Source organism: Streptomyces sp. Tek67B01 (assembly GCF_055231995.1).
Genome location: NZ_JBUYUY010000001.1, coordinates 5,192,045 through 5,217,866, shown reverse-complemented (window position 1 = coordinate 5,217,866; position 25,822 = coordinate 5,192,045). Strand labels below are relative to the sequence as shown.

Below are 25,822 nucleotides of genomic sequence, written 5' to 3'. Positions count from 1 at the left end.
CCCGGCCCGCCGGTGTCAGCGGACCGCCGCCCGACGGTAGGCCCAGGTGGCGACGGCCAGGGACAGCACCCCGACCGCCCCGCAGACGCCCAGGTCGAACAGGACCGCCGCCCAGTCGGGGTCGGGCGCGAACGTACGGGCGAAGGCCTCCACCCCGTACGTCGAGGGCAGCAGGTCCCGCGTCCACACGATCACGTCCGGCATCCGCTCCGGCGGCAGCACGCCCAGCAGCAGCGCCGCCGACATGCCGAGCTGTCCGGCCAGTGTGGCCAGTTCCTGCCGGGGCGCGAGCAGTCCGAGCGCCGCGCCGAGCCCGGCCAGCGCCGCCCCCGCCAGCGGTACCACCGCCGCGAGGATCCACAACCCGCCCATCGGCAGCCCGAACAACACGCACCCGAATCCCGCCGTGACCAGCGTTCCCGGCACGGTGAAGGACGCGTAGGCGGCGGCCGCGCCGAGCACCACGGAGGCGGGCGGCACGGGCAGGGTGGCGTAGTGGTCGAGCCCCCCGCCGGCCCGTAGCTGGCCGAAGTACTGGGCGAGCAGGTTCAGCGCGACGAAGGCCACGACCAGCACGGACGATCCGGCGACGACGGCCCGTGCCTCCGAGCCCCCGTCCACCACCCCTCGCATGAGGATCATGATCCCGACGGACTGGAAGGTGGCCACGAACAACAGCGGGATGCGCGCCACCCGCGCCCGGGACAACTGCGCCCGGTACACGGCGGCGAGCGCCGGGAAGAACCGCGCCCGGGGCGCCAGCGGTCCGGGCGCGGACGTCCCGGAGGCCTGGGTCCCGGCGGCCGGTGCTCCGGCGGAAACGGCGGTGACGGCGGTGGTCACGACTTCACCAGCCCCTTCGAGGCACGGCCCCCCAGGGCCAGGTAGACGTCCTCCAGGCTCGGCGTGGCCAGGGTGAAGTCGTCGAGCGCGGCGAAGGCCGGCCCGCCGGTCACCGCGGCCACGGCGGCGCGAGCCCGGTCGGGGGTGAGCCGCAGCACCCATCGCCGCCCGGACACGGCGGCGGCGGGGGCCAGCTCGGCGACCTCCGGCACCTCCAGTGGCGCCGCGGTCCGCCACACCAGCTCCAGCCGGACCTCGCCGGACACCGTCGCCTTGAGCCCGGCGGGGGTGTCGCAGGCGATGACCTTTCCGTGGTCGATGACGGCGACCCGGTCGAGTACGGTCTCGGCCTCGATGACGTTGTGGGTGACGAGCAGGACGGTGGCGCCGTGGCGGGCGCGCCGCCGGTCGACGGCGCCCCACACGGCGCGCCGGGCGACCGGGTCCATGCCGGTGGTGGGCTCGTCGAGGACCAGGACGGGCCGCTCGCCGACCAGCGCGGCGGCGAAGCAGGCCAGGCGCCGCTGGCCGCCGGAGAGCTTCTTCAGGGGCCGGCCGGCGAGCGCGGTCAGGCCCAGCTCCTCCAGTACGGAGTCCCGTGCGGCGCGCGCCGCACGGGCGTCGAGCCCGCGCAGTCGGCCGGTGGTCTCGGCGGCGAGCGCCACGGTGAGCTCGTCCAGGGCCGTGGACTCCTGCCCCAGGTAGGCCAGGAGTCGAGAGGCCCTCTCGGGGTGGCGCACGAGGTCGTGACCGAGCAGCGACACGCTTCCGGCGTCGGGCCGCATCAGTCCGGTGAGCTGTCGTACGAGAGTGGACTTCCCGGCGCCGTTGGGGCCGAGCAGGCCGAAGATCTCGCCGCGCCGGACGTCCAGACAGATGCCGTCGTTGGCGCGGGTCTCGGGCAGGGCGGGTGCCCCGCGCCGGCCGCGCACGGCCGGGTAGGTCTTGACGAGGTCGCGCACGGCGCAGACGACGTCGCGGGCACCCGCCTCGGAGGTCACAGCCGCGGCCGGTGCCGTGTCCTGTTTCGCGCCTGCTGTGCCCGTGCTCACGAGGGAGCAGCCTACGCGGCTTTCACCCCTGGTCGGCCGCCGGGGTCACCGGCGCCCCCGGTACGGCGGCGCCCGGGGCCGCGACGTGCTCGGCGGCGGCGCGCACGTCGATCTCGCGCCAGAAACCGGCGCGGATGGCGTAACGGTCGTGCTCGTCGATCTGGTCGTCCTTGTGGGCGAGCAACCCGAACCGGGCGGCGTAGCGCAGTAGCTCCCCGTCGATGCGGTGCGGGATGCGCGGGTACATGGTGGCGAGTTTCTGTAGGTGGACGGTTTCGGGGAGCCGTTCCATCCAGCGCCGGGCGAACACCTGGCCGACCTCGAAGGGGTCGCCCCCGACGGTGGTGATGTCCTCTTCCCGGTCCGCCCAGCGCTGTTCGGCGCTGGTGAGCTGGGCGAGGGTGGGCAGGGAGGCGGTCTCGGCGGGCTCTCCGAGCGGTCCGGCCCGGTCGATCCAGCCCTTGTCGGAGGACCAGCGCAGGGCGCTGCCGGCCGGGCCGGCGGCCGAGCCGGACGCGTTCTGCGGGGCGGCGACGGCGCCGGGGGCACGCAGGGCGGCGAGGTCCTTGGGGGTGGGTACGGGTCTGGCACCCTCGGCGGCGCCCTCGGCGGTGGGCGCCGGTACGGGTGCGGGGCGCTCGGCGGTGTCGGCGGTCGCGGCGGGCGCGCCGTTGCGGGCGGCTTCGGCGAGCGCCGCCTCGGGCAGTGGGGCGGAGAGGATGGCGGCGATCTCCGGGCGCGGCGCGGGCGCCGGGGAGCACAGGCCGGTGAGGTCCTTCGCGCGGACGGCCCGGGTGATCCACACCCGGTCCAGGACGCGGCGTTCGTCGGCTTCGGCGACGAGGTCCTCGGACTGGTTGTAGTCCCCGTCGGCCGCCTGGACGGCCCACAGGTGGACGGCGACCCCGTGTTCCTTGGCGGACATCAGCCCGGGCAGCAGGTCGCCGTCGCCGGTCACCAGGACCACGTCCGAGCAGGCCCGGTTGCGGGCCAGTTCGGTGAGTTCGGCGTGCATGGCCGCGTCGACGCCCTTCTGCGCCCAGCGTCCGTCGCTGCGGGTCAGGGCGCCGAGACGGACGGTGACCCGGGGCATCACGCGCAGCCGCCGGTGTTCGGGCTGGGGGACCCGGTCGGGGGCGCCGTCGAACCAGTAGATCCGCAGCAGCGGCTGCTGGGTATCGGCCTCGGCGCGTTCGCGCAGGCCCTGGATGAGGGCGGCGTGGTCGACGGTGATGCGGGAGCGGGACGGCTCCCCCGCGAGAAGGCTGGCGGCGGCGCCCAGCAGATAGCCGGCGTCCACCAGGACGACGCAGCGGTCCACGCGTTCCACCCTCTTCCCTGGGGGTCCTTGACAGGTTTTCCCCGAGTCTGCCCGACGGCAAGGGTGTTGAATGCCGGAACTCGATCATCGGCGTGGCGTATCTCACTCCGGGGCCGCCGCGCGTCCTCGCCGACGCACGGTGATGATCCAAAATGCGCGGTTTCCGGTGCTGTGTGAGTGTGAAGGCGGCCCTGGCCCCTACACCCCTCACGGAGGCTTCCCATGGCCAAGAACAAGAACACCCGGCAGCCCGCCAAGACCTCGGACCGCGCCCAGGCCCAGGATCAGTCGAAGAGCTCGGTGCAGACCTCTCCCGAGCCTTCGTCGGCGCCGAGCCCGATGCACATGGCGGGCAAGCGCAAGGAGAAGAAGTTCGGCCACAACTGACGGTCCCCAGGACCGACGGTTCCCCGCACCTGCGGGAAGGGCGCGCCCGGAGCACCGGGCGCGCCCTCGCGCGTGTGGGGCGGCGGGTCCTACCCGGCCAGGCAGGACGGTCCGAGGAGCACCTTGAGGTCGCCGAAGAGCGCCGGGTCGGGCTGGACGCGGTGCTTGTCGAGGCGCAGGACGGTGGTGGTGCGCGGCCCCTGGAGCTTGATCCGCACCTCGGTGTTGCCCCGGTGGTGGCGCAGGATCTCCCCCAGACGGGTCACCATCGGCGGGGTGACCTTGACGGTCGGGATGGTCAGGACGACGGGGGCGTTGGTCCCGGCGGAGGACAGGTCGGGGACCATCATCTCCATCGCGACCAGGCGGGGCACGTCCTCGCGCTTGTCGAGGCGGCCCTTGACGAAGACGACCGTGTCCTCGACCAGCTGGGTGGAGACGAGCTGGTAGGTGGCGGGGAAGAACATGCACTCGATCGAGCCGGCCAGGTCCTCGACGGTGGCGATGGCCCAGGCGTTGCCCTGCTTGGTCATCTTGCGCTGGAGGCCGGAGATGATGCCGCCGATGGTGACGACCGCGCCGTCGGAGTGCTCGCCTCCGGTGAGCTGGGAGATACCGGCGTCCGTCTTGTCGGACAGCACGTGCTCCAGGCCGAAGAGGGGGTGGTCGGAGACGTAGAGGCCGAGCATCTCGCGCTCCTGGGCGAGCAGGTACGACTTCTCCCACTCCACGTCCGAGAACTCGACGTCGAGGCCGAAGCCGGGCTCGTCGCCGGCGTTCTCGTCACCCATTCCGCCGAAGAGGTCGAACTGGCCCTCGGCCTCCTTGCGCTTGACCGCGACCACGTTGTCGATCATGGATTCGTGGTGGGCTACCAGGCCCTTGCGGGTGTGGCCCATCTCGTCGAAGGCACCGGCCTTGATCAGCGACTCGACGGTCCGCTTGTTGCAGACGACGGCCTCGACCTTGTCCAGGAAGTCGGGGAAGGAGGAGAACTTCCCCTTGGCCTTCCTGGTCTTGATGATCGAGTCCACGACGTTCTGGCCGACGTTGCGGACGGCGGTGAGGCCGAAGAGGATCACGTCGTCGCCCTGGGCCGCGAAGTTCGGCTCGGACTCGTTGACGTTCGGCGGGAGCACCTTGATGCCCATGCGGCGGCACTCGTTCAGGTAGATCGCGGACTTGTCCTTGTCGTCCTTGACCGAGGTGAGGAGCCCCGCCATGTACTCGGCCGGGAAATTCGCCTTGAGGTAGGCGGTCCAGTAGGAGACGAGCCCGTAGGCGGCGGAGTGCGCCTTGTTGAACGCGTAGCCGGCGAAGGGCACCAGCACGTCCCACAGGGCCTGGATCGCCTGGTCGCTGTAGCCGTTCTTGCGGGCACCGGCCTGGAAGATGGTGAAGTTCTTCGCCAGTTCCTCGGGCTTCTTCTTGCCCATCACGCGGCGCAGGATGTCGGCCTCGCCGAGCGAGTACCCGGCGATGATCTGGGCGGCCTTCTGGACCTGCTCCTGGTAGACGATCAGGCCGTAGGTGACCGCGAGCACCTCTTCGAGCGGCGCTTCCAGCTCGGGGTGGATCGGGGTGATCTCCTGCTGCTTGTTCTTGCGCAGGGCGTAGTTGGTGTGCGAGTTCATGCCCATCGGGCCCGGCCGGTACAAGGCGGACACGGCGGAGATGTCTTCGAAGTTGTCGGGCTTCATCAGGCGCAGCAGCGAGCGCATGGGGCCGCCGTCGAACTGGAAGACGCCGAGGGTGTCGCCGCGGCCGAGGAGCTCGAAGGTCTTCGGGTCGTCGAGCGGGAGGGCCAGGAGATCGATGTCGATCCCCTTGTTGGCCTTCACCATCTTGACGGCGTCGTCCATGATCGTGAGGTTGCGCAGGCCGAGGAAGTCCATCTTCAGCAGGCCGAGCGACTCGCAGCTCGGGTAGTCCCACTGGGTGATGGTGACCTGGTCCGTGTGCCGCACCCAGACGGGTACGTGGTCGGTGATCGTCTCGCTGGACATGATCACGCCGGCGGCGTGCACGCCCATCTGGCGCACCAGGCCCTCGACGCCCATGGCGGTGTCGATGACCTTCTTCACGTCCGGCTCGTTCTCGTACATCCCGCGGATCTCGCCGGCCTCGCCGTAGCGCGGGTGCTTCGGGTCGAGGATGCCGGAGAGGGGGATGCCCTTGCCGAGGACGTCGGCGGGCATGGCCTTGGTGAGCCGGTCGCCCATCGCGTACGGGTAGCCGAGGACGCGCGCCGAGTCCTTGATCGCGTTCTTGGCCTTGATGGTGCCGTAGGTGCCGATCATGGCGACCTTGTCCTGGCCGTACTTCTCCGTCACGTACCGGATCACCTCGACGCGCCTGCGCTCGTCGAAGTCGATGTCGACATCGGGCATGGAGACGCGCTCGGGGTTGAGGAAGCGCTCGAAGATCAGACCGTGGGTGAGCGGGTCGAGGTCGGTGATGCCCATGGCGTACGCGACGATCGAACCGGCCGCGGAGCCTCGGCCCGGGCCCACCGCGATGCCCTGGTTCTTGGCCCACATGATGAAGTCGGCGACGACGAGGAAGTAGCCCGGGAAGCCCATCGAGATGATCGTGTCCATCTCGTACTCGGCCTGCTTCATCCGGTCCTCCGGGATGCCTCCCGGGTAGCGGCGGTGCATGCCGCGCATGGTCTCCTCGCGGAACCAGCTGACCTCGGTGTGGCCCTCCGGGATGTCGAACTTCGGCATCAGGTTCCGGAACTGGAACATGCCCTCGGTGTCGATCTGGTCCGCGACCAGCTTCGTGTTGGCGCAGCCCTCCTGCCAGGCGTCCGAGGAGTCGATCGCGTACATCTCGTCGGTCGACTTCAGGTAGTAGCCGGTGCCGTCGAAGCGGAAGCGGTCCGGGTCGGAGAGGTTCTTGCCGGTCTGGATGCACAGCAGGGCGTCGTGGGCGGTGGCCTCGTGCGCGTACGTGTAGTGCGAGTCGTTCGTGACCAGCGGCGGGATGCCGAGCTTCTTGCCGATCTCCAGCAGTCCGTCGCGGACGCGGCGCTCGATCTCGATGCCGTGGTCCATCAGCTCCAGGAAGTACCGGTCCTTGCCGAAGATGTCCTGGTACTCGGAGGCCGACTTCAGGGCCTCGTCGAACTGACCGAGGCGCAGCCGGGTCTGGAGTTCGCCGGAGGGACAACCGGTGGAGGCGATGAGCCCCTCGGACCACTTGGAGATGGTCTCCTTGTCCATGCGCGGCCACTTCGTGAGCCAGCCCTCGGCGTACGCGTCGGAGGACAGCCGGAAGAGGTTGTGCAGGCCGGTGGCGTTCGCCGCCCAGATCGTCTTGTGGGTGTAGCCACCGGAGCCGGAGACGTCGTCCCGCTTCTGGTGGGGCTGGCCCCACTGGATGCGGCGCTTGTTGCGCCGGGACTCGGGGGCGACGTACGCCTCGATGCCGATGATCGGCGTGACCCCGGCCTTCTTCGCGGAGTGGAAGAAGTCGTAGGCGCCGTGCAGGTTGCCGTGGTCGGACATCGCGATGTGCGTCATGCCCATCTCGTTGCACGCGTTGAACATGTCCTTGAGCCGCGCGGCACCGTCCAGCAGCGAGTACTGGGTGTGGACGTGCAGGTGCGTGAACGGCGGCTTGGTCACGGTGGGGGTCCTCCGGCGACGGGAGTGGGGGGCGACTCGAATCCTACGTCGGGCCGGTGACACTTCCGGGGCACTGACCGGTACGGTCAGGCGTTGCACCGGCCAGGAGCACCTGTCCGAAAACCGATTGGCACACGCGCCACCAGGAGGAACCCGCCATGGCGGTCCCCGAGACGACGAACGAGCAGCGCGCCGAGCAGATACTCGACGTGTTCGACACCGCTTTCGGTGAGCTGCTCGCCGCCGACCCCGCTGCCTTCCAGGTGAAATTCCGGAAGATGGCGGCCTCCGCCTTCGCCTTCTACCGGGGAACGGCCTGCCTGTTCTACGCCGATCTGGAGCGGGACCGGCACGGCGGCCCGTACCTGGACGAGCGCACGGGCCGGGTCTGGATCCACGGCGACCTGCACGCCGAGAACTTCGGCACGTACATGGACTCCAACGGCCGGCTGATCTTCAATATCAACGACTTCGACGAGGCGTACGTCGGCCCCTTCACCTGGGACCTCAAGCGGTTCGCGGCCTCCGTCGCCCTGCTCGGCTACACCAAGGCGCTCAGCGACGGGCAGATCAGCGAGCTGGTGCGGACCTACGCGGGCGCCTACCGGGAGCGCATCCACCGGCTGGCGACCGGCGCCAAGCACGAGGAGGTCCCCTCCTTCACCCTGGACACCGCCGAGGGGCCGCTGCTGGGGGCCCTGCGCGCGGCCCGGTCGCGGACCCGGTTCGAGCTGCTCGCGTCGATGACCGAGATCAGGGACTACGAGCGCCGCTTCACCTCCGGTCCCGGCACGCTGGAGCTGGACGCGGCCACCCGCTACAAGGTGCTGGCCGCCTTCGACGGATACCTGGAGACCCTGCCGGAGGAGTCCCTGGTGCGTCCGGACTCCTACCGGGTCAAGGACGTGGTGGGTCGGCGCGGCGTGGGCATCGGCTCGGCCGGGCTGCCCTCGTACAACATCCTGCTGGAGGGGCACAGCGACGCCCTGGAGAACGACGTCGTGATCTACCTCAAGCAGGCGCAGACCCCGGCGGTGTCGCGGCACATCACCGAGCGGGCCGTGCGGGAGTACTTCCTGCACGAGGGGCACCGCACGGTGATCTCCCAGCGTGCCCTGCAGGCGCACGCCGACCCGTGGCTGGGCTGGACGGAGCTGGACGGCGCCGGACAGCTGGTGGCCGAGGTCTCCCCGTACGCCGTGGACCTGGACTGGTCGGACCTCGACGACCCCGAGGAGATCGCGGCGGTCGTCGCGGACCTGGGCCGGGCGACGGCGACCATGCACGCGTCGGCGGACGAGGCGGAGAGCGGCCACTCCCTGGTCCCCTTCTCCACCGAGCGTGCCATCGACGCGGCGATCGCCGCCGACGAGGAGGGCTTCGCCGAGCTGCTCGTCGACTTCGCCCACGCCTACGGGGCCCGGGCGCGGGCGGACCACCAGATCTTCGTGGACCTGTTCCGCAACGGTCGCCTCACCCCCTAGCCGGTCCGCCCGTCACGCCGCCGGTCCTCTTCGGCCAAGGCGTGGGGCCCGTGCGGCCCCCGGGCCCTGATTCACAGGGAGTCGTGGCAGACTCGCCGGGATGGACATATCCGGTGCAGGGCTTCGAGGGCTGCGGGCCGCGCTGTTCAGCGCGCTCGTCGTGTTGCTCTCGACGGGCTCGCACGTCCTGTTGTCCCGGGTGCCATTGCCGCCGGCGCTGGTGGGCGGGGCCTTCGCCGCCGTGTTCGCGCTCGCCTTCGCGGTGGCCGGCCGGGAGCGTGGCTTCGGTGCGATCGCCGGGCTGCTCGTGCCGCTGGAGCTGGCGGCCGACACCGCCTTCACCGCCGGGCAGCACTTCTGTTACGGCCCGGCGGGCGGTCCGGTCGCCGGGCCGCTGCACGCGCTGGGCCTGGACGGGCTCTGCGGCGGCGCCCCGGTGGGCGGCCCGCTGCCCGGGATGGCGCCGCCGCCCTCCGACCCGGCCGCGCTGCTCGCGACGCCCGGGCCGTGGACCCCCTGGCTGTTGCTGGGCGCGCACGTGTCGGCGGGCCTGCTGGCGGCCGCGTGGCTGCGGTACGGGGAGCGGGTGCTCGGCCGGCTGCTGCGGGCGGTGGGCGTCCTCGCCTTCCGGCCGCTGCTCCTGGCGGTGGCCTCGGTGGTCGCGGCCGGAGGGCCGGCGCGGCGGGCGGTGCCCCCGGCTCCCGAGGGCGCGGGCGCCCGTACCCGGTTCCCGGCGCATTCCGTGGGACGGAGGGGACCTCCCGTACGGCGTGGGGCGCTCGCGAGCGCCTGACCGGTACGGCAGACCCCTTTCCTTTCGCACCACGGCACACCCACGGAGATCGACATGAGTGCACGCAACAGCCAGGCGAACAAGGCGGCGGCCCGCGAGCGGCTGCGCGTCGAACGCGAGAAGCAGGCCAAGAGGGCCAGGGCGCGCCGCCAGGCGATCGTGGCCGGCGCCGTCGTCGGCGTCCTCGCGATCGCGGGCGGCGTCGGCTACCTGGTCGTGCAGAACAGCAAGCCTTCCTACTGGGAGAAGGCCGCCACGGCTGAGCTGGTGAAGCCGAAGAACACCACGGGTGACGGCGGTCTGACGGTCGTCGTCGGCAAGGCGGACGCGAAGAAGACCCTGGAGCTCTACGAGGACCCGCGCTGCCCGGCGTGCGCCGCCTTCGAGCAGTCGGTCGGCGCCCAGGTGCGCAAGGACGTCGACGCGGGCAAGTACAAGCTCCGCTACATCGGCGCCACCTTCATCGACAACGGCGCCAAGGGCGAGGGCTCCAAGAACGCGCTGAGCGCGCTCGGCGCGGCGCTGAACGTCAGCCCCGAGGCCTTCCTCGACTACAAGGCCGCGCTGTACTCCAAGGAGCTGCACCCGGACGAGACCGTCGACAGCTTCGCCAAGGACGACTACCTGCTCAAGGTCGCGGACACGGTTCCGGCGCTCAAGGGCAACGCCGACTTCAAGAAGGCCGTCGAGGACGGCACGTACGACCGGTGGGCCATGGACATGGCCAAGTCCTTCAACGACTCCGGGGTGAAGGGCACGCCGACGCTCAAGATGGACGGCAAGAAGATCGACACCCCGTCGACGCCCGAGGCGTACACGGCGGCGATCGACAAGGCCCTGGCGGGCTGATCCCCCCGCGGGCAACGGGCGGGCCAACTCCTGGAGTTCGCCCGCCCGTTGCCTTACCGAGGGTATCCCCGAAGCCGTACCGGTCAGTAATATGATCGGCCGTGACCAGTCATCTCTCTTCTGCCGCCTCGGCGCACCCCCGCCGCCGTACGGTCGTCAAGGCCGCCGCCGCCACGGCCGCGCTGGCGCCGATCGTGACCCTGGGCGCCACCGCCGCCCACGCGGCGGAGCCCGCCCCCGCCTTCCTGCACGGCGTCGCCTCCGGCGACCCGCTGCCCGACGGGATCCTGTTGTGGACCCGCGTCACCCCGACCGCCGACGCCGTGCCCGGCTCCGGCCTGGGCCCGGACACCCGGGTCGGCTGGGAGGTCGCGGAGGACAAGTCCTTCTCCCGCGTCGTCGCGAGCGGGTCCGTCACCGCGACCGCCGCCGCCGACCACACCGTCAAGGCGGACGTACGCGGCCTGCGGCCCAAGACCGTGTACTGGTACCGGTTCACCGCCGGCGCCGGCGTCTCCCCCGTGGGCCGGGCCCTGACCGCCCCCGCCGCCGACACGAGCGCGCAGGGCGTGCGCTTCGGCGTGGTCTCCTGTGCCAACTGGGAGGCCGGCTACTTCTCCGCGTACCGTCACCTGGCCGCCCGGGCCGACCTCGACGCGGTCCTGCACCTCGGTGACTACATCTACGAGTACGAGAGCGGGGGTTACCCGGAGGCCAAGTACGTCGTGCGCCCGCACGAGCCGAAGCACGAGATCATCAACCTCGCCGACTACCGCACCCGGCACGGCAAGTACAAGACGGACGTCGACCTCCAGGCGCTGCACGCCGCGCACACGATCATCGCGATCTGGGACGACCACGAGTTCGCCAACGACTCCTGGTCGGGCGGGGCGCAGAACCACACTCCGGGCGCCGAGGGCGACTGGTCGGCCCGCGCCGCCGCCGCCAAGCAGGCCTACTTCGAGTGGATGCCCGTACGCCCCTCCATCGCCGGCACCGTCTACCGTCGGCTGCGCTTCGGCACCCTCGCGGATCTGCACCTGCTGGACCTGCGCACCTTCCGCTCCCAGCAGGCCTCGATCGGCAGCGGCGCGGTCGACGACCCGGAGCGCACCATCACCGGGCGCGCCCAGCTGGACTGGCTCAAGTCGGGGCTCTCGGCCTCGCGCGCGACCTGGCAGCTGGTCGGCACGTCGGTGATGATCTCGCCGGTGGCCTTCGGCTCGCTGCCCGCGCACCTGCTGCAGCCGCTCACCAAACTGCTCGGGCTACCCGAGGGCGGGATAGCGGTCAATGTGGATCAGTGGGACGGCTACACCGACGATCGCAGGGAACTCCTGGGCCACTTGAAGGACCGGGGCATCAAGAACACGGTGTTCCTGACCGGCGACATCCACATGGCGTGGGCGAACGACGTCCCGGTGGACAAGGCGACCTACCCGGCCTCGGGCTCGGCGGCGACCGAGTTCGTGGTGACGTCGGTGACTTCCGACAACATCGACGATCTGCTGCACGTCCCGGCCGACACCGCCTCGCTGGTCGCCGAAACGGCCATCAAGACCGCGAACTGGCACGTCAAATGGCTGGACATGGACGCGCACGGGTACGGCGTGCTGGACGTGACGGCCGAGCGCGCGCAGATGGACTACTACATCGTTTCGGACAAGCGGCGCCAGGACGCCACCTCGGCGTGGGAGCGCTCGTACCGCACCCTGAACGGCACGCAGAAGGTGGAACGGGCCGACCGCCCGGTTCGCTGACGTAACGTCAAATTTGCGGTCGGGGAGGGGGTCTGGTTCATACCAGGCCCCCTTTCCGCGTCATCGGCAACAAATCTTTAACCTACGAGATCTTGCCATTCCGATGACATGCACACGTAAGCTGCGCGTCAGCGTGAGGACGTACCTCACCCCCCACCACGCTTCGCGAGGAGTCAACGTGCGCGCCAACGCCCGCATATCCCCCCTGCTCCGCCGCCGCCTCATGGGTACGGCCGTCCTGGCCGGCACCCTGGCCTTCGCCCCCCTGACGGCTCCCACCACCGTCGCCGCGGCCAAGTCCGCCGAGGCATGTACGCCCGGCCAGTCCACCGACGCCCCGGCCGCCGCCCGCGTCGCCCGCCCCAAGGACCACCACGCGGCCGACCCCAACGAGGTCTCGGACGCCCAGGTCAAGTCCATGGACGCCGACCTCAAGAAGAAGCTGTCCCAGCTCGGCCCCCAGCAGCTGGAAGGCATGCGCGCGGGCGCCACCGCCGCGACCACCATCCCGGTGTACGTGCACGTCATCACCTCCGGCACCGCCGGCAAGCTGACGGCCACCGACATCAACAACCAGCTCTCCGTCCTGAACGCCGCCTACAGCGGCAAGGGCACCGGCAACGTGGACTCCGGCTACCAGTTCAGCCTGGCCGGCACGGACTACACGGACAACGCCGCCTGGTACAACGTCTCCGACGGCACCCAGGCCGAGAAGGACATGAAGGGCGCCCTGCGCAAGGGCGGCAAGAACGCGCTGAACCTCTACACCGCCAACCTCGGCGGCGGGCTGCTCGGCTGGGCCACCTTCCCCAGCTCCTACGCCTCCCAGCCGACGATGGACGGCGTGGTCATCCTCAACACCTCGCTGCCGGGCGGCTCCGCCACCAACTACAACGAGGGCGACACCGCGACCCACGAGGTCGGCCACTGGATGGGCCTGTACCACACCTTCCAGGGCGGCTGCTCGGGCAGCGGTGACTCCGTGGCCGACACCCCGGCCGAGCAGAGCGCCGCGTTCGAGTGCCCGACCGGCCGTGACAGCTGCACCAACAAGACCGGTGTCGACCCCATCCACAACTTCATGGACTACACGTACGACTCCTGCATGTACCAGTTCACGGCCGGCCAGGTGGCCCGCATGAAGAGCATGTGGACCGCCTACCGCGCCTGATCAGCACCCGCGGTGCCTGATCGGCGCCCGCCGCGGCGGCGGCGGACGGCGGCCACGTGAACAGGGGCCCGGCCCGGCGAGAGCCGGACCGGGCCCCTGCCCGCGCCCTCCCCCGACGCGCCCACGGGCCGGCGCCGCGCCTACGAGTTCCTACAAGCTGTCGAGGAACGCCAGCGCGACCTTCCACGTCTGCTCGGCGGCCTCCGCGTCGTAGTCGTCGAGTCCCGGATCGGTGAACAGGTGCCCGGCGCCCTGGTAGCCGTGGACCTCCACGTCCGCCCCGGCCCGCCGCATCCGCAGGTACCAGGCCGTCAACCAGTCGTGCGGCTCGAACGGGTCCGGGTCGGCCACGTGCAACTGCACCGGCAGTCCGTCGACCGAGGCGTCGTCCTCCAGGTCCGAGGTGCCGTGCAGGAGCAGCAGCCCGCGCGCCTTCTCGTCGTGCAACGCCAGGTGCTGGGCCAGCGAGGCGCCGAACGAGAAGCCTGCGTAGACCAACCCCTGGTCGGAGTGGGGGGCGGCGGCCAGGACGGCCCGCTTGAGCAGCTCGTCACGGCCGATCTCGTCCTGGTGGGCCATGCCCTCCTCGACGGTCTGGAAGGTACGCCCCTCGAAGAGGTCGGGGACCAGGACCGTGTGTCCCGCCGCGCGCAGCCGGTCGGCCGCCGCGTGCACCGCGGGCCGCAGCCCGTACGTCGAATGGAAGAGCAGGATGTTCATTCCCCCATCGTGCCAGTTTCCGAAAGCGCGATCCGGTTAGGTTGCCCGCATGGAGATGGAGAACGTCCTTCGCCCCGTCGCGGTCATCGGCGGCTCGCTGATCATCACCCTGCTCGCCGGGTGGGTGCTCGACGTGCTGTTGCGCCGGGCCGACGCCAGGCACCACGAGACGCCCCTGTGGGACCTGCTGCGCCGCTGCCGGCTGCCGTTCCAGATCGTGCTGTGCTCCGCGCTGCTCAGAGGGTCCTACCGCTCGGCGCGCATCCTGCCGCAACACGCCGACGGCGTCGGCCGGGCCCTGACCCTGGTCCTCATCGCCTCCACCGCCTGGCTCCTGGTCCGGATCGCCACGGCGATAGTCGACTCCGGCTACGCCCGCTACGCCTCCGGCTCCCGCGACGCCGCCCGGGTCCGCCGGGTCCGTACCCAGGTGACGTTGATCCAGCGGGTGGTGGTGGCGGTCGTCTCCGTGGTCGCCATCGCGGCCATGCTGCTGACGTTCCCGGCGATGCGGACGGTCGGCACCTCGATGCTGGCCTCGGCCGGTGTGCTGGGCATCGTGGCCGGCGTCGCCGCGCAGTCCTCCCTGGGCAACCTCTTCGCCGGTCTGCAGATCGCCTTCGGAGACACCGTCCGGATCGGGGACACCGTGGTGGTGGACAAGGAGTGGGGCACGGTGGAGGAGATCACCCTCACGTTCCTGATGGTGCGCACCTGGGACGAACGCCGCATCACGATGCCGGTCTCGTACTTCACCAGCAAGCCGTACGAGAACTGGTCCCGCGGCGGCGCGCAGATGACGGGCACGGTCTTCCTGCACCTGGACCACTCGGCGCCGATCGACCTGATGCGCGAGCAGCTCGCGGTGATCCTCAAGGAGACCCCGGAGTGGGACGGTCGCGCGAGCGGCCTGGTGGTGACCGACACCACACCCAACACCATCGAGGTCCGGGCCATGGTCACGGCCAAGGACGCCGATGACGTGTGGACCGTACGGTGCGCGGTCCGCGAACGCCTCATCGCCTGGCTGGTGGCCTGCCACCCCTACGCCCTCCCCCGCCTGACGACAGTCGACGCGGTCCGCGGGTCCGCCTAGACGCTACGGATTGCGCAGGCTGCGCACGTCCAGGTGGCGCAGGACCCGGTCGACGATCTCCGGATCGGCGCCGGGTTCGCTGCGCGCCGCCAACACCTCGTGCCGGGCCGCCGACATCATCTCCCGCTGGATGCGTTGGACGTCGCGGATGCGCTCCACCCGCTTCGCGTAGGCCTCGCGCCGTTCCTCGTCCACCATGTCGGGGCTGATCCTGGCCCCCACGTCGTACGCCCTGCGGTACAGGACCTCCAGCAGGTCGTCGGGGAGGTCCTCGGCCCCCTCGATCTCCTGCAACCGCTGCTTGGCGGCCTTGGCGGCGCGGATGGCGAGCCGTCGCTCCGTCTCCCGTTCCAGGTCCTCGTCGGCCTCGACCCCAAGCCTTCGCACGAGCCAGGGCAGGGTCAGCCCCTGACAGAGCAGTGTCACCATGATCACGGCGAAGGCGATGAAGACGATCTGGTCCCGCGCCGGGAAGGGCTCCCCCGCATCCGTCTTGAGCGGGATCGCCAGTGCCAGCGCCACCGAGGCCACGCCCCGCATCCCCGCCCACCACATGACGGTGCTCTCCCGCCAGCTCACCGGGATCTCCTCGGCGTAGTCACGGCGCTTGTGCAGCCGCTTCGCCAGCCAGCCCGCCGGCAGCAGCCACAGGAGCCGGACGCCGACGACCACCAGCACGATGACCGCCGCCCAGAGCGCCATCTGCTCCTCGCGGCCGCCCGCCGTACCGAAGACGTGGTGCAGCTCCAGGCCGATCAGCCCGAACGCGACGCCGGTCACCAGGGTGTCGACGATCTCCCAGAAGGTGTGCCCGGCCAGCCGCCCCAGCACGTCGTCGGCGTCGGTCGCGTATTCGGCGAGGAACAGGGCGGTCACCAGCACGGCGAGTACGCCCGAGCCCCGGAGCTCCTCCGCCACGGTGTACGCGACGAACGGAACCAGCAGCGTCAGTCCGATCTGCAGCGTGGCGTCCCCGAGCCGGCCCATGAGCCGGTTCGTGAGCCACCCGAGGGCCAGACCAACCGCCAGCGCGACCACGGCGGACAGCACGAACTCCCCGAGGGCGTCAGGCCAGGAGAAGCTGCCGCTGACGGCGGCGCCGACGGCCACGTGGTAGAGCACGATCGCGGTGACGTCGTTGAACAGGCCCTCGCCCTCCAGGATCGACACCAGCCGGCGCGGCAGTCCCAGCTGACCGGCGACGGCGGTGGCCGCGACCGGGTCGGGCGGGGCGACGAGCGCGCCGAGGGCGACGGCGGCGGCCAACGGCAGCCCGGGCACCACGGCGTTCGCCACGGCGGCGACGGCCGCGGTGGTCACGAAGACCAGCGCCACCGCCAGCAGCAGGATCGGCCGGACGTTGGCGGCGAACTGGCGCCAGGAGGTGCGCTGCGCGGAGGCGTACAGCAGTGGCGGCAGCACCAACGGCAGGATGTACTCGGGCGGGATGTCGACGTTCGGCACGACCGGCACGAGCGCCAGCACCACCCCGCCGATGGTCATCAGGACGGGCGCGGGCAGCCTCAGCCGGTCCCCGAGCGGCACGGTGACCACGGCGCCGAGCAACAGTACGAAAAGCAGAGCGAGCTGATCCACTCCCCCACCCTGCCATTACGCTGCCGCTTCCCTGGGGGCGGGCGGCTCCCCCCGCCCACGTGTCGGGGCGACGATTCAGCCTCGCCGGCGTTTGAGGCGCGACCCCGGCACGTTACGGCAGGTTGCGCCGCATGGCACGGTGCGGGATGCCCGCGTCCTGGAACTCCGGGCCGTAGGCCACGTAGCCCAGGCGCTCGTAGAAGCCCAGCGCATGCGTCTGCGCGCCCAGGTCCACGGCGGTGAGACCCCGCCGGCCGGCCTCCGTCTCGATGGCCCGCACCAGGGCGGCGCCCACGCCCAGCCCGCGCGCGGCGGCGCTCACGGCGAGCCGCCCGAGGGAGCCGACCTCCGGGGAGCCCGTCTTGCCGAGGACGTCGGGCCCGTACAGCAGCCGGCCGGTGCCCAGCGGCTTCCCGTCGGACCCCTCGGCCAGCACGTGCACGGCGCCCGCGTCGTAGGCGTCGTACTCGATCGACTCCGGCACGGACTGCTCGATCACGAACACCTGGCGGCGCACCGCGAAGCACGCCGCGCGATCCGCCTCGCAGTCCGCGACTCGCAGGGTGAAGGCCGTCACTCGCTCTCGGCCCGGATCACGTCCAGGGCGTGCTGGAGGTCCGCCGGGTAGCCGCTCTCGAACTCCACCCACTGCCCGTCGGCGGGGTGCTCGAAGCCCAGGCGCACGGCGTGCAGCCACTGGCGGGTCAGCCCGAGTCGCTTGGCGACGGTCGGGTCGGCGCCGTAGGTCAGGTCGCCCACGCAGGGGTGGCGGTGGGCGGACATGTGCACGCGGATCTGGTGCGTACGGCCGGTCTCCAGCTTGATGTCCAGCAGCGAGGCCGCGCGGAAGGCCTCGATCAGGTCGTAGTGGGTGACGGAGGGCTTGCCCTCCTGGGTCACGGCCCACTTGTAGTCCGCGCTCGGGTGCCGGCCGATCGGCGCGTCGATGGTGCCGCTCATCGGGTCCGGGTGGCCCTGGACCAGCGCGTGGTAGCGCTTGTCCACGACGCGCTCCCGGAACTGGTTCTTCAGCGAGGTGTACGCGCGCTCGGACTTGGCGACGGCCATCAGGCCGGACGTGCCGACGTCGAGGCGGTGCACGATGCCCTGGCGCTCGGACGCGCCGGACGTCGAGATCCGGTAGCCGGCGGCGGCGAGGCCGCCGATGACGGTGGTCCCGGTCCAGCCGGGGCTCGGGTGGGCGGCGACGCCGACCGGCTTCATGATGACGACGATGTCGTCGTCGTCATGGACGATCTCCATGCCCGGGACCGGCTCGGCGACGAGCTCGACCGGCCGCGCGGGCGCGGGCATCTCGACTTCCAGCCAGGCGCCACCGTGCACGCGCTCGGACTTCCCGACGACGCTGCCGTCGACCGCCACCTTCCCCGCAGCCGCGAGTTCGGCCGCCTTCGTCCGGGAAAATCCGAACATACGGGCGATGGCGGCGTCGACGCGCTCGCCCTCGAGGCCATCGGGAACGGGCAGGGTGCGGATCTCGGGAATCGTACTCACCCGTCGAGTATGCAGGACTCGACAGCGGGGCCGTCCCGCGATCAGTCCTCGTGGACGGTGCCGTCCGGGTCCAAACCCTTGAACGAGAGCAGGACGATCAGGATGCCGCCGCACACGATCGCCGAGTCCGCCAGGTTGAACACGGCGAAGTGGGCGGGCGCGATGAAGTCGACGACGGCGCCGCGGAAGACGCCGGGCGAACGGAAGATCCGGTCGGTCAGATTGCCCAGGGCGCCGCCCAGCAGCAGGCCCAGCGCGATCGCCCACGGGAGGCTGTAGAGCTTGCGGGCCAGCCGGACGATCACGACGATCACGGTGGCCGCGATGCAGGTGAAGATGATCGTGAAGGCCTCGCCGAAGCCGAAGGCGGCCCCGGGGTTGCGGATGGCCTCGAACTTCAGCAGGTCCCCGACGATCTCGATCGGCTGCCGGTGCTCCAGCTTGGCGACGACGACCATCTTGCTGCCGAGGTCGATCAGGTACGCCAGTACCGCCACCACGAGCAGCGCCGCGATCCGCCGACGCCCCCTGGGCGCGGTCGGCTCCGGCTCCGCGCCGTCCCCGACGTCCGGCGTACCGATGATGCGCTCCGCCTCTGCCACGTGAGTCCCTCGAACTAGCACGAACCAGGTTCCCGGCAGGTTCCTGGACCCCGACGAGACACGAGGGTACGTCAGGGTCCCGTGAGCCGCTCCGCCCGGCCGGGCCGGATCAGTGCCGCCGCTCCTGCTTCTGCTTGCAGTCCACGCACAGGGTGGCCCGCGGGAAGGCCTGCATCCTGGCCTTGCCGATGGGCTTCCCGCAGTTCTCGCAGAAGCCGTACGTGCCCGCCTCCAGCCGCTCCAGGGCGCGCTCGGTCTGCTCCAGCATCAGAGTGGCGTTCGCCGCGAGGGCCAGCTCGGACTCCCGGGTGATGTTCTTGGTCCCCGTATCGGCCTGGTCGTCGCCCGCGCCGTCGCCCGAGTCCCGCATGAGACCCGTGATGGCCTGCTCGGAGGCCTCCAGCTCGGCGCGCAGCCGCAGCACCTCGCTCGTCAGTTCCGACCGGGCGTCGGCGACCTCGTCGGGTGTCCAGGGGTCCTCGCCGGGGCGTACGGGCAGCCGGCCGGGGGTGACGGGGCCCGCGGCGGTGGCCGCCTTGGGGAGGCCGCTGGTGGCGGCCTCGGCCGTCTGACGCGTCGCGGCGGTGCTCTTCTTGGCAACCACTGTGCGGGCTCCAGTCTCTTCCGCGGCCTGCGCCGCCCCCTCGACCGCGGCCGGTTTGGCCGCGGCCTTCCTCGCCGTCGTCTTCTTGACGGCGGCCGTGGCCGTCGCCTTCTCCGCGGGCGCCTTCTTGGCCGGCGCCGTCTTGGCCGGTGCCTTCTTCGCGGCTGCCTTCTTGACCGGCGCCCTTTTGGCGGGTGCCTTCTTGGCGGACGGCTCGGTCGCCGGTGCCGTGGTCGCGGGCGGCTTCTGCACAGCTGTCTTGTCCACGACTGCCTTCTTCACATGTGCCTTGATCGCGGATGCCTCGGTCGCGGATGCCTTGTTCGCTGACGCCTTGTTCGCTGATGCCTTTTTTGCGCCGCTCTTCCGCACGGCGTCCTTCTTCGCGGCCCGCACGGGATTCCCGGCCGCCTTCTTGGTAGCGGTCTTGGCAGCGTTCCCCTTCCCGGCCGGGGCGTCCGTCTCGGCGCGGGCCTCGGCAGCCTTTCCGACAGCCTTCTCGGTAGTCCCGGCGGTCTTCTTCGCCACCATGGCCGCGGCCCCTTCACATACTGTGATCATTGCTCGCGAATCGTGCCGGAACGATAAATCGGCTCCGGCCCCACGGCAACGGGGCGCGCATCCGTCGTGGTCAACCTGCATCCGTTGTGCCCAGCCGGAAGCCCGGTAATCCGCCCCTCCCGTCCCGACAGGGCCCGGACCGGCCGCGTCGGCCCATCCGGGTCACGCGGGGGCCCCCGCCTGGCCTGCCCGGGGCCCCATCCCCGGCCGGTAAACCGGTCGGCCGCGCACCGCCCCGCCCCGTACACTGGGCCCAGCGAAAGGCATGGATGGGGACGAGTAGCGTCGGACGCAGCCAGGAGCGACCCGGGGACGGTGAGAGCCCGGGGGCGAGCGCGATGTGAAGGATCACCCCGGAGCCGCCGGAAGAAAGCCGTCACGACGGCGAGTAGAACCGGCTTCGCACCCCAATGAGGGGGCCACCGGCGCCGCCGGCGGCCAAGGAGGGTGGTACCGCGGGAGCAGCAGACGGCTCTCGTCCCTCCGGACGGAAGTCGCATCCCGCCGGAGGAAGAGTTCAGCCTCATGACCACACCGCCGCAGTACCGCCCGGTACCCGCCCAGGTCGACCTGCCTGCCCTCGAGCACGCCGTCCTCGACTTCTGGCGCGAGAACAAGACCTTCGACAAGACCCTGGCCCAGTCCGAGGGCCGCCCCGAGTGGGTCTTCTACGAGGGCCCGCCAACCGCGAACGGCATGCCCGGCGCCCACCACATCGAGGCCCGCGTCTTCAAGGACGTCTTCCCGCGCTTCCGGACCATGCGCGGCTACCACGTCGCCCGCAAGGCCGGCTGGGACTGCCACGGCCTGCCCGTCGAGCTCGCCGTCGAGAAGGAACTCGGCTTCAACGGCAAGCAGGACATCGAGGCGTACGGGATCGCCGAGTTCAACGCCAAGTGCCGCGACTCGGTGACCCGTCACACCGACGCGTTCGCGGAGCTCACGACCCGGATGGGCTACTGGGTCGACCTGGACGACGCCTACCGCACCATGGACCCCGAGTACGTGGAGTCCGTGTGGTGGTCGCTCAAGGAGATCTTCAACAAGGGTCTGCTCACCCAGGACCACCGCGTCGCCCCCTGGTGCCCGCGCTGTGGCACCGGCCTCTCCGACCACGAACTGGCCCAGGGCTACGAGACGGTCGTCGACCCCTCGGTCTACGTGCGCTTCCCGCTGACCTCCGGCCCCCTCGCCGGTCAGGCCGCCCTGCTGGTCTGGACGACGACCCCCTGGACCCTGGTCTCCAACACGGCCGTGGCCGCGCACCCCGAGGTCACGTACGTCGTCGCGACCAACGGCGAGGAGAAGCTGGTCGTCGCCCAGCCCCTGCTGGAGAAGGCCCTGGGCGAGGGCTGGGAGACCACCGGCGAGTCCTTCACGGGCAAGGAGATGGAGCGCTGGACGTACGAGCGCCCCTTCGCGCTCGTGGAGTTCCCCGCGCCCGCCCACTACGTCGTGAACGCCGAGTACGTCACGACCGAGGACGGTACGGGTCTGGTCCACCAGTCCCCCGCCTTCGGCGCCGACGACCTCGCGGTCTGCCGCGCGTACGGCCTGCCGGTCGTGAACCCGGTCCGTCCCGACGGCACCTTCGAGGAGGACGTCCCGCTGGTCGGCGGCGTCTTCTTCAAGAAGGCCGACGAGAAGCTGACGGCCGACCTGGACGCCCGCGGCCTGCTCTTCAAGCACATCGCCTACGAGCACAGCTACCCGCACTGCTGGCGCTGCCACACCGCGCTGCTCTACTACGCGCAGCCGTCCTGGTACATCCGCACCACCGCCGTCAAGGACGCGATGCTGCGGGAGAACGAGAAGACGAACTGGTTCCCGGACTCGGTCAAGCAGGGCCGCTTCGGGGACTGGCTGAAGAACAACATCGACTGGGCGCTGTCCCGCAACCGCTACTGGGGCACCCCGCTGCCGATCTGGCGCTGTGAGGAGAACCACCTCACCTGCGTCGGCTCGCGCGCCGAGCTCTCGGAGCTGTCGGGCACGGACCAGTCGGCCCTGGACCCGCACCGCCCGTACATCGACGACGTCACCTTCACCTGCACCCACGAGGGCTGCTCCCTCGAAGCGGTCCGCGTGCCGGAAGTCATCGACGCCTGGTACGACTCGGGTTCGATGCCGTTCGCGCAGTGGGGATACCCGTACAAGAACAAGGAGATCTTCGAGAAGCGCTACCCGGCGCAGTTCATCTCGGAGGCCATCGACCAGACGCGCGGGTGGTTCTACACGCTGATGGCGGTCGGGACCCTGGTGTTCGACAAGTCGTCGTACGAGAACGTGGTCTGCCTGGGCCACATCCTCGCCGAGGACGGCCGCAAGATGTCCAAGCACCTGGGCAACATCCTCCAGCCCATCCCGCTCATGGACCAGCACGGCGCGGACGCGGTGCGTTGGTTCATGGCGGCCGGCGGTTCCCCGTGGGCGGCGCGCCGCGTGGGCCACGGCACGATCCAGGAGGTCGTCCGCAAGACGCTCCTCACGTACTGGAACACCGTCGCCTTCCAGGCGCTGTACGCCCGCACCGCCGACTGGGCGCCCTCGGCCGCCGATCCGGCCCCGGCGGACCGCACGGTCCTGGACCGCTGGCTCCTGTCGGAACTCCACACGCTGACCGCCGAGGTCACGGAGGCGATGGAGTCCTACGACACCCAGCGCGCCGGCAAGCTGCTGTCCTCCTTCGTGGACGACCTCTCCAACTGGTACGTCCGTCGTTCGCGCCGCCGCTTCTGGCAGGGCGACGCGGCCGCGCTGCGCACGCTGCACGACGTGGTGGAGACGGTGACCCGGCTCATGGCCCCGCTGACCCCGTTCATCACGGAGCGGGTCTGGCAGGACATGATCGTGCCGGTGACCCCGGAGGCCCCGGAGTCCGTGCACCTGTCGTCGTGGCCGGTCGCGGACGCCTCGGCGGTCGACCCGGTGCTGTCACAGCAGATGCAGTTGGTCCGGCGCCTGGTGGAGCTGGGGCGCGCGACCCGTGCGGAGTCCGGGGTCAAGACCCGTCAGCCCCTGTCGCGGGCGCTGGTCGGGGCGGTCGGTTTCGACGCCCTGTCCCCCGAGCTCCAGGCCCAGATCACGGAGGAGCTCAACGTCTCCTCGCTGGCCTCCCTGTCGGAGGTCGGCGGTTCGCTGGTGGACACCACGGCGAAGGCCAACTTCCGTGCCCTGGGCAAGCGTTTCGGCAAGGGCGTGCAGGACGTCGCCAAGGCGGTGGCCGCGGCCGACGCGGCGGCCCTGTCCCTGGCCCTGCGCTCGGGCGAGGCCTCGGTGGAGGTGAACGGCGAGAGCGTCACCCTCACCCCGGAGGAGGTCATCATCACGGAGACCCCGCGTGAGGGCTGGTCGGTGGCGTCCGACTCGGGCGCGACGGTGGCGCTGGACCTGGAGATCACTGCGGAACTGCGGCTGGCGGGCCTCGCGCGTGACGCGATCCGCCTGATCCAGGAGGCCCGGAAGAACTCCGGCCTGGACGTGGCGGACCGGATCGCCCTGCGGTGGTCCGCCTCGGACGCGGAGGTCGTGACGGCCCTGACGGACCACGCGGCGCTGATCGCGGACGAGGTCCTGGCGACGGACTTCGCCTCCGGCGAGGCGGACGCGACGTACGGCGACCCGTTCACGGACGAACCCCTCGGCCTGACGTTCCGCCTCCGCAAGGCGTAGCCCCTCCGGCCCCGTGGCCCGGCCCCCCGCGCGGGGTCCGGGCCACAGCCGTATCCCGCGCGGCGCCGCTGCGCCCTCCACCGTTGTCGCCCCGATCGCCGGCGCGGCTCCAGCCCCTACACGGCGCTCCGCGCCCGCGCCCCAATCGCCGGCGAGGCTGCAACCACCCACCACTGCCGGGCCCCCAAGGCCCGGGCCGAATGCCAGCCCCACCCGACCAAATCCAGCCCCGCCGGCCAGAACCAGCCCCGCCGGCGATTGAGGCGCGGGGTCCGGAGCGGAGCCCCGGCAACGGCGCCGCACCCGAAGGCCGAGCCCGGCCCAAATCCAGCCCCGCCGGCGATTGAGGCGCCGGCCCCGGCAGCGGCAGCGGCGGCGCGGCGGCCGGGAAAGCGAAACGGGCCGGGCCCGGTGCCCCCGAAGGGGAACCGGGCCCGGCCCGAACCGCTGCTGCCGACAGACAGGCGGCGACGACGACCGCCTAGTTGTCGTCCTCGTCGATCAGGAAGCCCCGCATGGGAGACGGCGCCTGCATCGGCTGCGGCGCAGCCGGCCGCACCGGAGCCATCGGCTGCGTCATCGCCGGGGACATCTGCTGCTGACCGCCGTAGGACGGACCGCCGTTCATCGGGGAGGGACCGCCCATGGGGGACGGGCCGCCCATGGAGTGGCCCATCGCACCGGCCGGAGCCATCGACGGGGACGGCGACGGCGGCAGCGCCGGACCGGCCGGGTTGCGCGGCGGGGCGAGGGAGTCGTCGGCCTGGGTCTCCAGCTGGCGCAGCTGCGACTCCAGGTAGGACTTGAGGCGCGTACGGTACTCGCGCTCGAAGCCCCGCAGGTCCTCGACCTTGCGCTCCAGCGTGGCGCGGGCGGACTCCAGGGAGCCCATCGCGACGCGGTGCTTCTCCTGCGCGTCCCGCTCCAGCGCGTCGGCCTTGGCGCGGGCGTCCCGCTCCAGGCCCTCGGCGCGGCTACGGGCCTCGCCGACGATCTTGTTGGCCTCGGAGCGGGCCTCCGCGATCGCCTGGTCGGCGGTCTGCTGCGCGAGCGACAGGACGCGGGCGGCGCTGTCGCCACCTGGGCCCTGCTGCGGGAGCTGCGGCTGCTGCTGGTGCATCTGCTGGCCCATGGGCTGCATCTGCTGCCCCATCGGCTGCATTTGCTGGCCCATCGGCTGACCCATGGGCTGGCCGAGCGGGTTCTGGCCGCCCATGGACTGCTGCTGCATGCCCTGCTGCTGCATGCCCTGCTGCTGCATGCCCTGCTGGCCCATCTGCTGCTGGCCCATCTGCTGCGGCTGGCCGCCCATGGTGTGCTGCTGCATGGGGCCGCCCATCGGGCCGGGGCCCTGCGGGCCGGGGCCCTGCGGGCCGTGGCCGCCGGGACCGGCGGGCAGCTGCGGCTGGCCACCCGGCAGCTGGGGCGGGCCCATCTGCGGCTGCTGCTGCTGCGGCGGGCCGGATATGGCCGCCGGGACGGGGCCGCCGGGGCCTCGCTGGTCCTGGGGCTCGGGCTTGCGCATGCCCTGCTGCTGCTGGTTCTGCGCGGCGGCTCGCGTGGCGGCGGCCAGCTTCGCGCGCAGGTCCTCGTTCTCGCGCAGCAGGCGCGTCAGTTCGGACTCGACCTCGTCGAGGAAGGCATCGACCTCGTCCTCGTCATAGCCTTCTCGCAGGCGGACGGTCGTGAACTGCTTGTTCCGCACGTCCTCGGGAGTCAGCGGCATGTCTTCTTCACCTCTACGTAGTCGTCGGCAGTCGGCAAGACCGTATCGGGATCGTCCCCGCGCGCGCGGAGAAGCTCATCGTTCACACGCTTCTCGCAGCGGTGCTCACGAAACTGATGAGGATGTAAACGATGATCATCAGAACGAAGAAGGACAGGTCGAGTGCCACGCCCCCGAGACGCAACGGCGGGATGAAACGCCGGAGAAGCTTGAGCGGTGGATCGGTGACAGTGTAGGTGGCCTCAAGAACGACCACCATCGCCTTGCCGGGTGTCCATGAGCGTGCGAACTGGAACACGTAGTCCATGACCAGTCGGAAGATCAGCACGATAAGGAAGCACATCAGCACGATGTAGACCACCTGCAGTGCGACGCCCATCCCGTGCTTCCCTCTCCCCTGCTCCCGCTCTGTTCCCGGCCCCGTGTCTGACGGATCGG

General features: G+C 71.1%; 20 protein-coding genes. 8 read left to right on the top strand and 12 right to left on the bottom strand.

Features of this window, described 5'->3' with window-relative positions; genetic code table 11:
• Nucleotides 1–15: 15 nt before the first annotated feature.
• From ACV7NM_RS23415 to ACV7NM_RS23405, 3 genes are all read right to left on the bottom strand, one after another.
• A complete protein-coding gene (locus ACV7NM_RS23415) occupies nucleotides 16–843 on the bottom strand; it encodes an ABC transporter permease (protein WP_463412109.1) in 828 nt (275 codons plus the stop codon).
• Nucleotides 840–1,844, bottom strand: a complete 1,005-nt coding sequence (locus tag ACV7NM_RS23410; RefSeq protein WP_463414042.1) for an ABC transporter ATP-binding protein — start codon at nucleotides 1,842–1,844, stop codon at nucleotides 840–842. The genes ACV7NM_RS23415 and ACV7NM_RS23410 overlap by 4 nt, the downstream gene beginning before the upstream one ends.
• A 73-nt stretch (nucleotides 1,845–1,917) precedes the next feature.
• Nucleotides 1,918–3,225: an NYN domain-containing protein gene (locus ACV7NM_RS23405; protein WP_463412108.1), complete on the bottom strand. Its 1,308-nt coding sequence runs from the start codon at nucleotides 3,223–3,225 to the stop codon at nucleotides 1,918–1,920.
• Between the two features lie 213 nt (nucleotides 3,226–3,438).
• Between ACV7NM_RS23405 and ACV7NM_RS23400 the strand changes: the two genes are divergently transcribed.
• Nucleotides 3,439–3,603: a hypothetical protein gene (locus ACV7NM_RS23400; RefSeq protein WP_329194512.1), complete on the top strand. Its 165-nt coding sequence runs from the start codon at nucleotides 3,439–3,441 to the stop codon at nucleotides 3,601–3,603.
• A gap of 89 nt (nucleotides 3,604–3,692) precedes the next feature.
• On the opposite strand, the gene dnaE is transcribed toward ACV7NM_RS23400, so the two are convergent.
• On the bottom strand, nucleotides 3,693–7,235 hold the full coding sequence (dnaE, locus tag ACV7NM_RS23395; RefSeq protein ID WP_463412107.1) for a DNA polymerase III subunit alpha: 3,543 nt from the start codon (nucleotides 7,233–7,235) through the stop codon (nucleotides 3,693–3,695).
• Between the two features lie 158 nt (nucleotides 7,236–7,393).
• On the opposite strand from dnaE, the gene ACV7NM_RS23390 reads away from it, so the two are divergent.
• The 5 genes from ACV7NM_RS23390 (at nucleotide 7,394) to ACV7NM_RS23370 (ending at nucleotide 13,292) form a co-directional block, all read left to right on the top strand.
• Nucleotides 7,394–8,719 (top strand): DUF2252 domain-containing protein, encoded by a 1,326-nt coding sequence (locus ACV7NM_RS23390; RefSeq protein WP_136215246.1) that lies wholly within the window; start codon nucleotides 7,394–7,396, stop codon nucleotides 8,717–8,719.
• Between the two features lie 100 nt (nucleotides 8,720–8,819).
• Entirely contained in the window at nucleotides 8,820–9,512 is a 693-nt protein-coding gene (locus ACV7NM_RS23385) for a hypothetical protein (protein ID WP_463412106.1), read from the top strand.
• 54 nt (nucleotides 9,513–9,566) lie between these two features.
• Nucleotides 9,567–10,361, top strand: a complete 795-nt coding sequence (locus ACV7NM_RS23380) for a DsbA family protein (RefSeq protein WP_463412105.1) — start codon at nucleotides 9,567–9,569, stop codon at nucleotides 10,359–10,361.
• Nucleotides 10,362–10,462: 101 nt separating this feature from the next.
• A complete protein-coding gene (locus ACV7NM_RS23375; RefSeq protein ID WP_463412104.1) occupies nucleotides 10,463–12,121 on the top strand; it encodes an alkaline phosphatase D family protein in 1,659 nt (552 codons plus the stop codon).
• A 223-nt stretch (nucleotides 12,122–12,344) separates the two neighbouring features.
• The gene (locus ACV7NM_RS23370) at nucleotides 12,345–13,292 is read left to right on the top strand and encodes a zinc metalloprotease (RefSeq protein ID WP_463414041.1); all 948 of its coding nucleotides are present in this window, start codon (nucleotides 12,345–12,347) and stop codon (nucleotides 13,290–13,292) included.
• Nucleotides 13,293–13,442: 150 nt separating this feature from the next.
• Here ACV7NM_RS23370 and ACV7NM_RS23365 read toward each other — a convergent pair whose 3' ends face one another.
• On the bottom strand, nucleotides 13,443–14,012 hold the full coding sequence (locus ACV7NM_RS23365; RefSeq protein ID WP_463412103.1) for a dienelactone hydrolase family protein: 570 nt from the start codon (nucleotides 14,010–14,012) through the stop codon (nucleotides 13,443–13,445).
• Nucleotides 14,013–14,067: 55 nt separating this feature from the next.
• Between ACV7NM_RS23365 and ACV7NM_RS23360 the strand changes: the two genes are divergently transcribed.
• Nucleotides 14,068–15,108: a mechanosensitive ion channel family protein gene (locus ACV7NM_RS23360; protein WP_463414040.1), complete on the top strand. Its 1,041-nt coding sequence runs from the start codon at nucleotides 14,068–14,070 to the stop codon at nucleotides 15,106–15,108.
• A gap of 3 nt (nucleotides 15,109–15,111) precedes the next feature.
• Here the strand turns inward: ACV7NM_RS23360 and ACV7NM_RS23355 are convergent, their stop codons facing one another.
• The 5 genes from ACV7NM_RS23355 to ACV7NM_RS23335 form a co-directional block, all read right to left on the bottom strand.
• Nucleotides 15,112–16,704, bottom strand: coding sequence for a Na+/H+ antiporter (locus tag ACV7NM_RS23355; RefSeq protein ID WP_463412102.1), 1,593 nt, complete (start codon nucleotides 16,702–16,704; stop codon nucleotides 15,112–15,114).
• A gap of 112 nt (nucleotides 16,705–16,816) precedes the next feature.
• A complete protein-coding gene (locus tag ACV7NM_RS23350; RefSeq protein ID WP_463412101.1) occupies nucleotides 16,817–17,281 on the bottom strand; it encodes a GNAT family N-acetyltransferase in 465 nt (154 codons plus the stop codon).
• The gene (locus tag ACV7NM_RS23345) at nucleotides 17,278–18,219 is read right to left on the bottom strand and encodes an RluA family pseudouridine synthase (protein ID WP_463412100.1); all 942 of its coding nucleotides are present in this window, start codon (nucleotides 18,217–18,219) and stop codon (nucleotides 17,278–17,280) included. Before ACV7NM_RS23345 ends, ACV7NM_RS23350 begins: the two co-directional genes overlap by 4 nt.
• Before the next feature lie 41 nt (nucleotides 18,220–18,260).
• Nucleotides 18,261–18,821: a signal peptidase II gene (gene lspA, locus ACV7NM_RS23340; RefSeq protein ID WP_463412099.1), complete on the bottom strand. Its 561-nt coding sequence runs from the start codon at nucleotides 18,819–18,821 to the stop codon at nucleotides 18,261–18,263.
• A 109-nt stretch (nucleotides 18,822–18,930) separates the two neighbouring features.
• Nucleotides 18,931–19,986 carry a TraR/DksA C4-type zinc finger protein gene (locus ACV7NM_RS23335; protein WP_463412098.1) on the bottom strand — a complete coding sequence of 352 codons (1,056 nt, stop codon included), beginning with the start codon at nucleotides 19,984–19,986 and terminating at the stop codon, nucleotides 18,931–18,933.
• A gap of 525 nt (nucleotides 19,987–20,511) precedes the next feature.
• On the opposite strand from ACV7NM_RS23335, the gene ileS reads away from it, so the two are divergent.
• The gene (gene ileS / locus ACV7NM_RS23330; RefSeq protein WP_463412097.1) at nucleotides 20,512–23,658 is read left to right on the top strand and encodes an isoleucine--tRNA ligase; all 3,147 of its coding nucleotides are present in this window, start codon (nucleotides 20,512–20,514) and stop codon (nucleotides 23,656–23,658) included.
• 481 nt (nucleotides 23,659–24,139) lie between these two features.
• On the opposite strand, the gene ACV7NM_RS23325 is transcribed toward ileS, so the two are convergent.
• Both ACV7NM_RS23325 and ACV7NM_RS23320 read right to left on the bottom strand, forming a co-directional pair.
• On the bottom strand, nucleotides 24,140–25,384 hold the full coding sequence (locus tag ACV7NM_RS23325) for a DivIVA domain-containing protein (protein ID WP_463412096.1): 1,245 nt from the start codon (nucleotides 25,382–25,384) through the stop codon (nucleotides 24,140–24,142).
• A gap of 82 nt (nucleotides 25,385–25,466) precedes the next feature.
• Nucleotides 25,467–25,763 (bottom strand): YggT family protein, encoded by a 297-nt coding sequence (locus ACV7NM_RS23320; protein WP_053689581.1) that lies wholly within the window; start codon nucleotides 25,761–25,763, stop codon nucleotides 25,467–25,469.
• Nucleotides 25,764–25,822 lie beyond the last annotated feature (59 nt).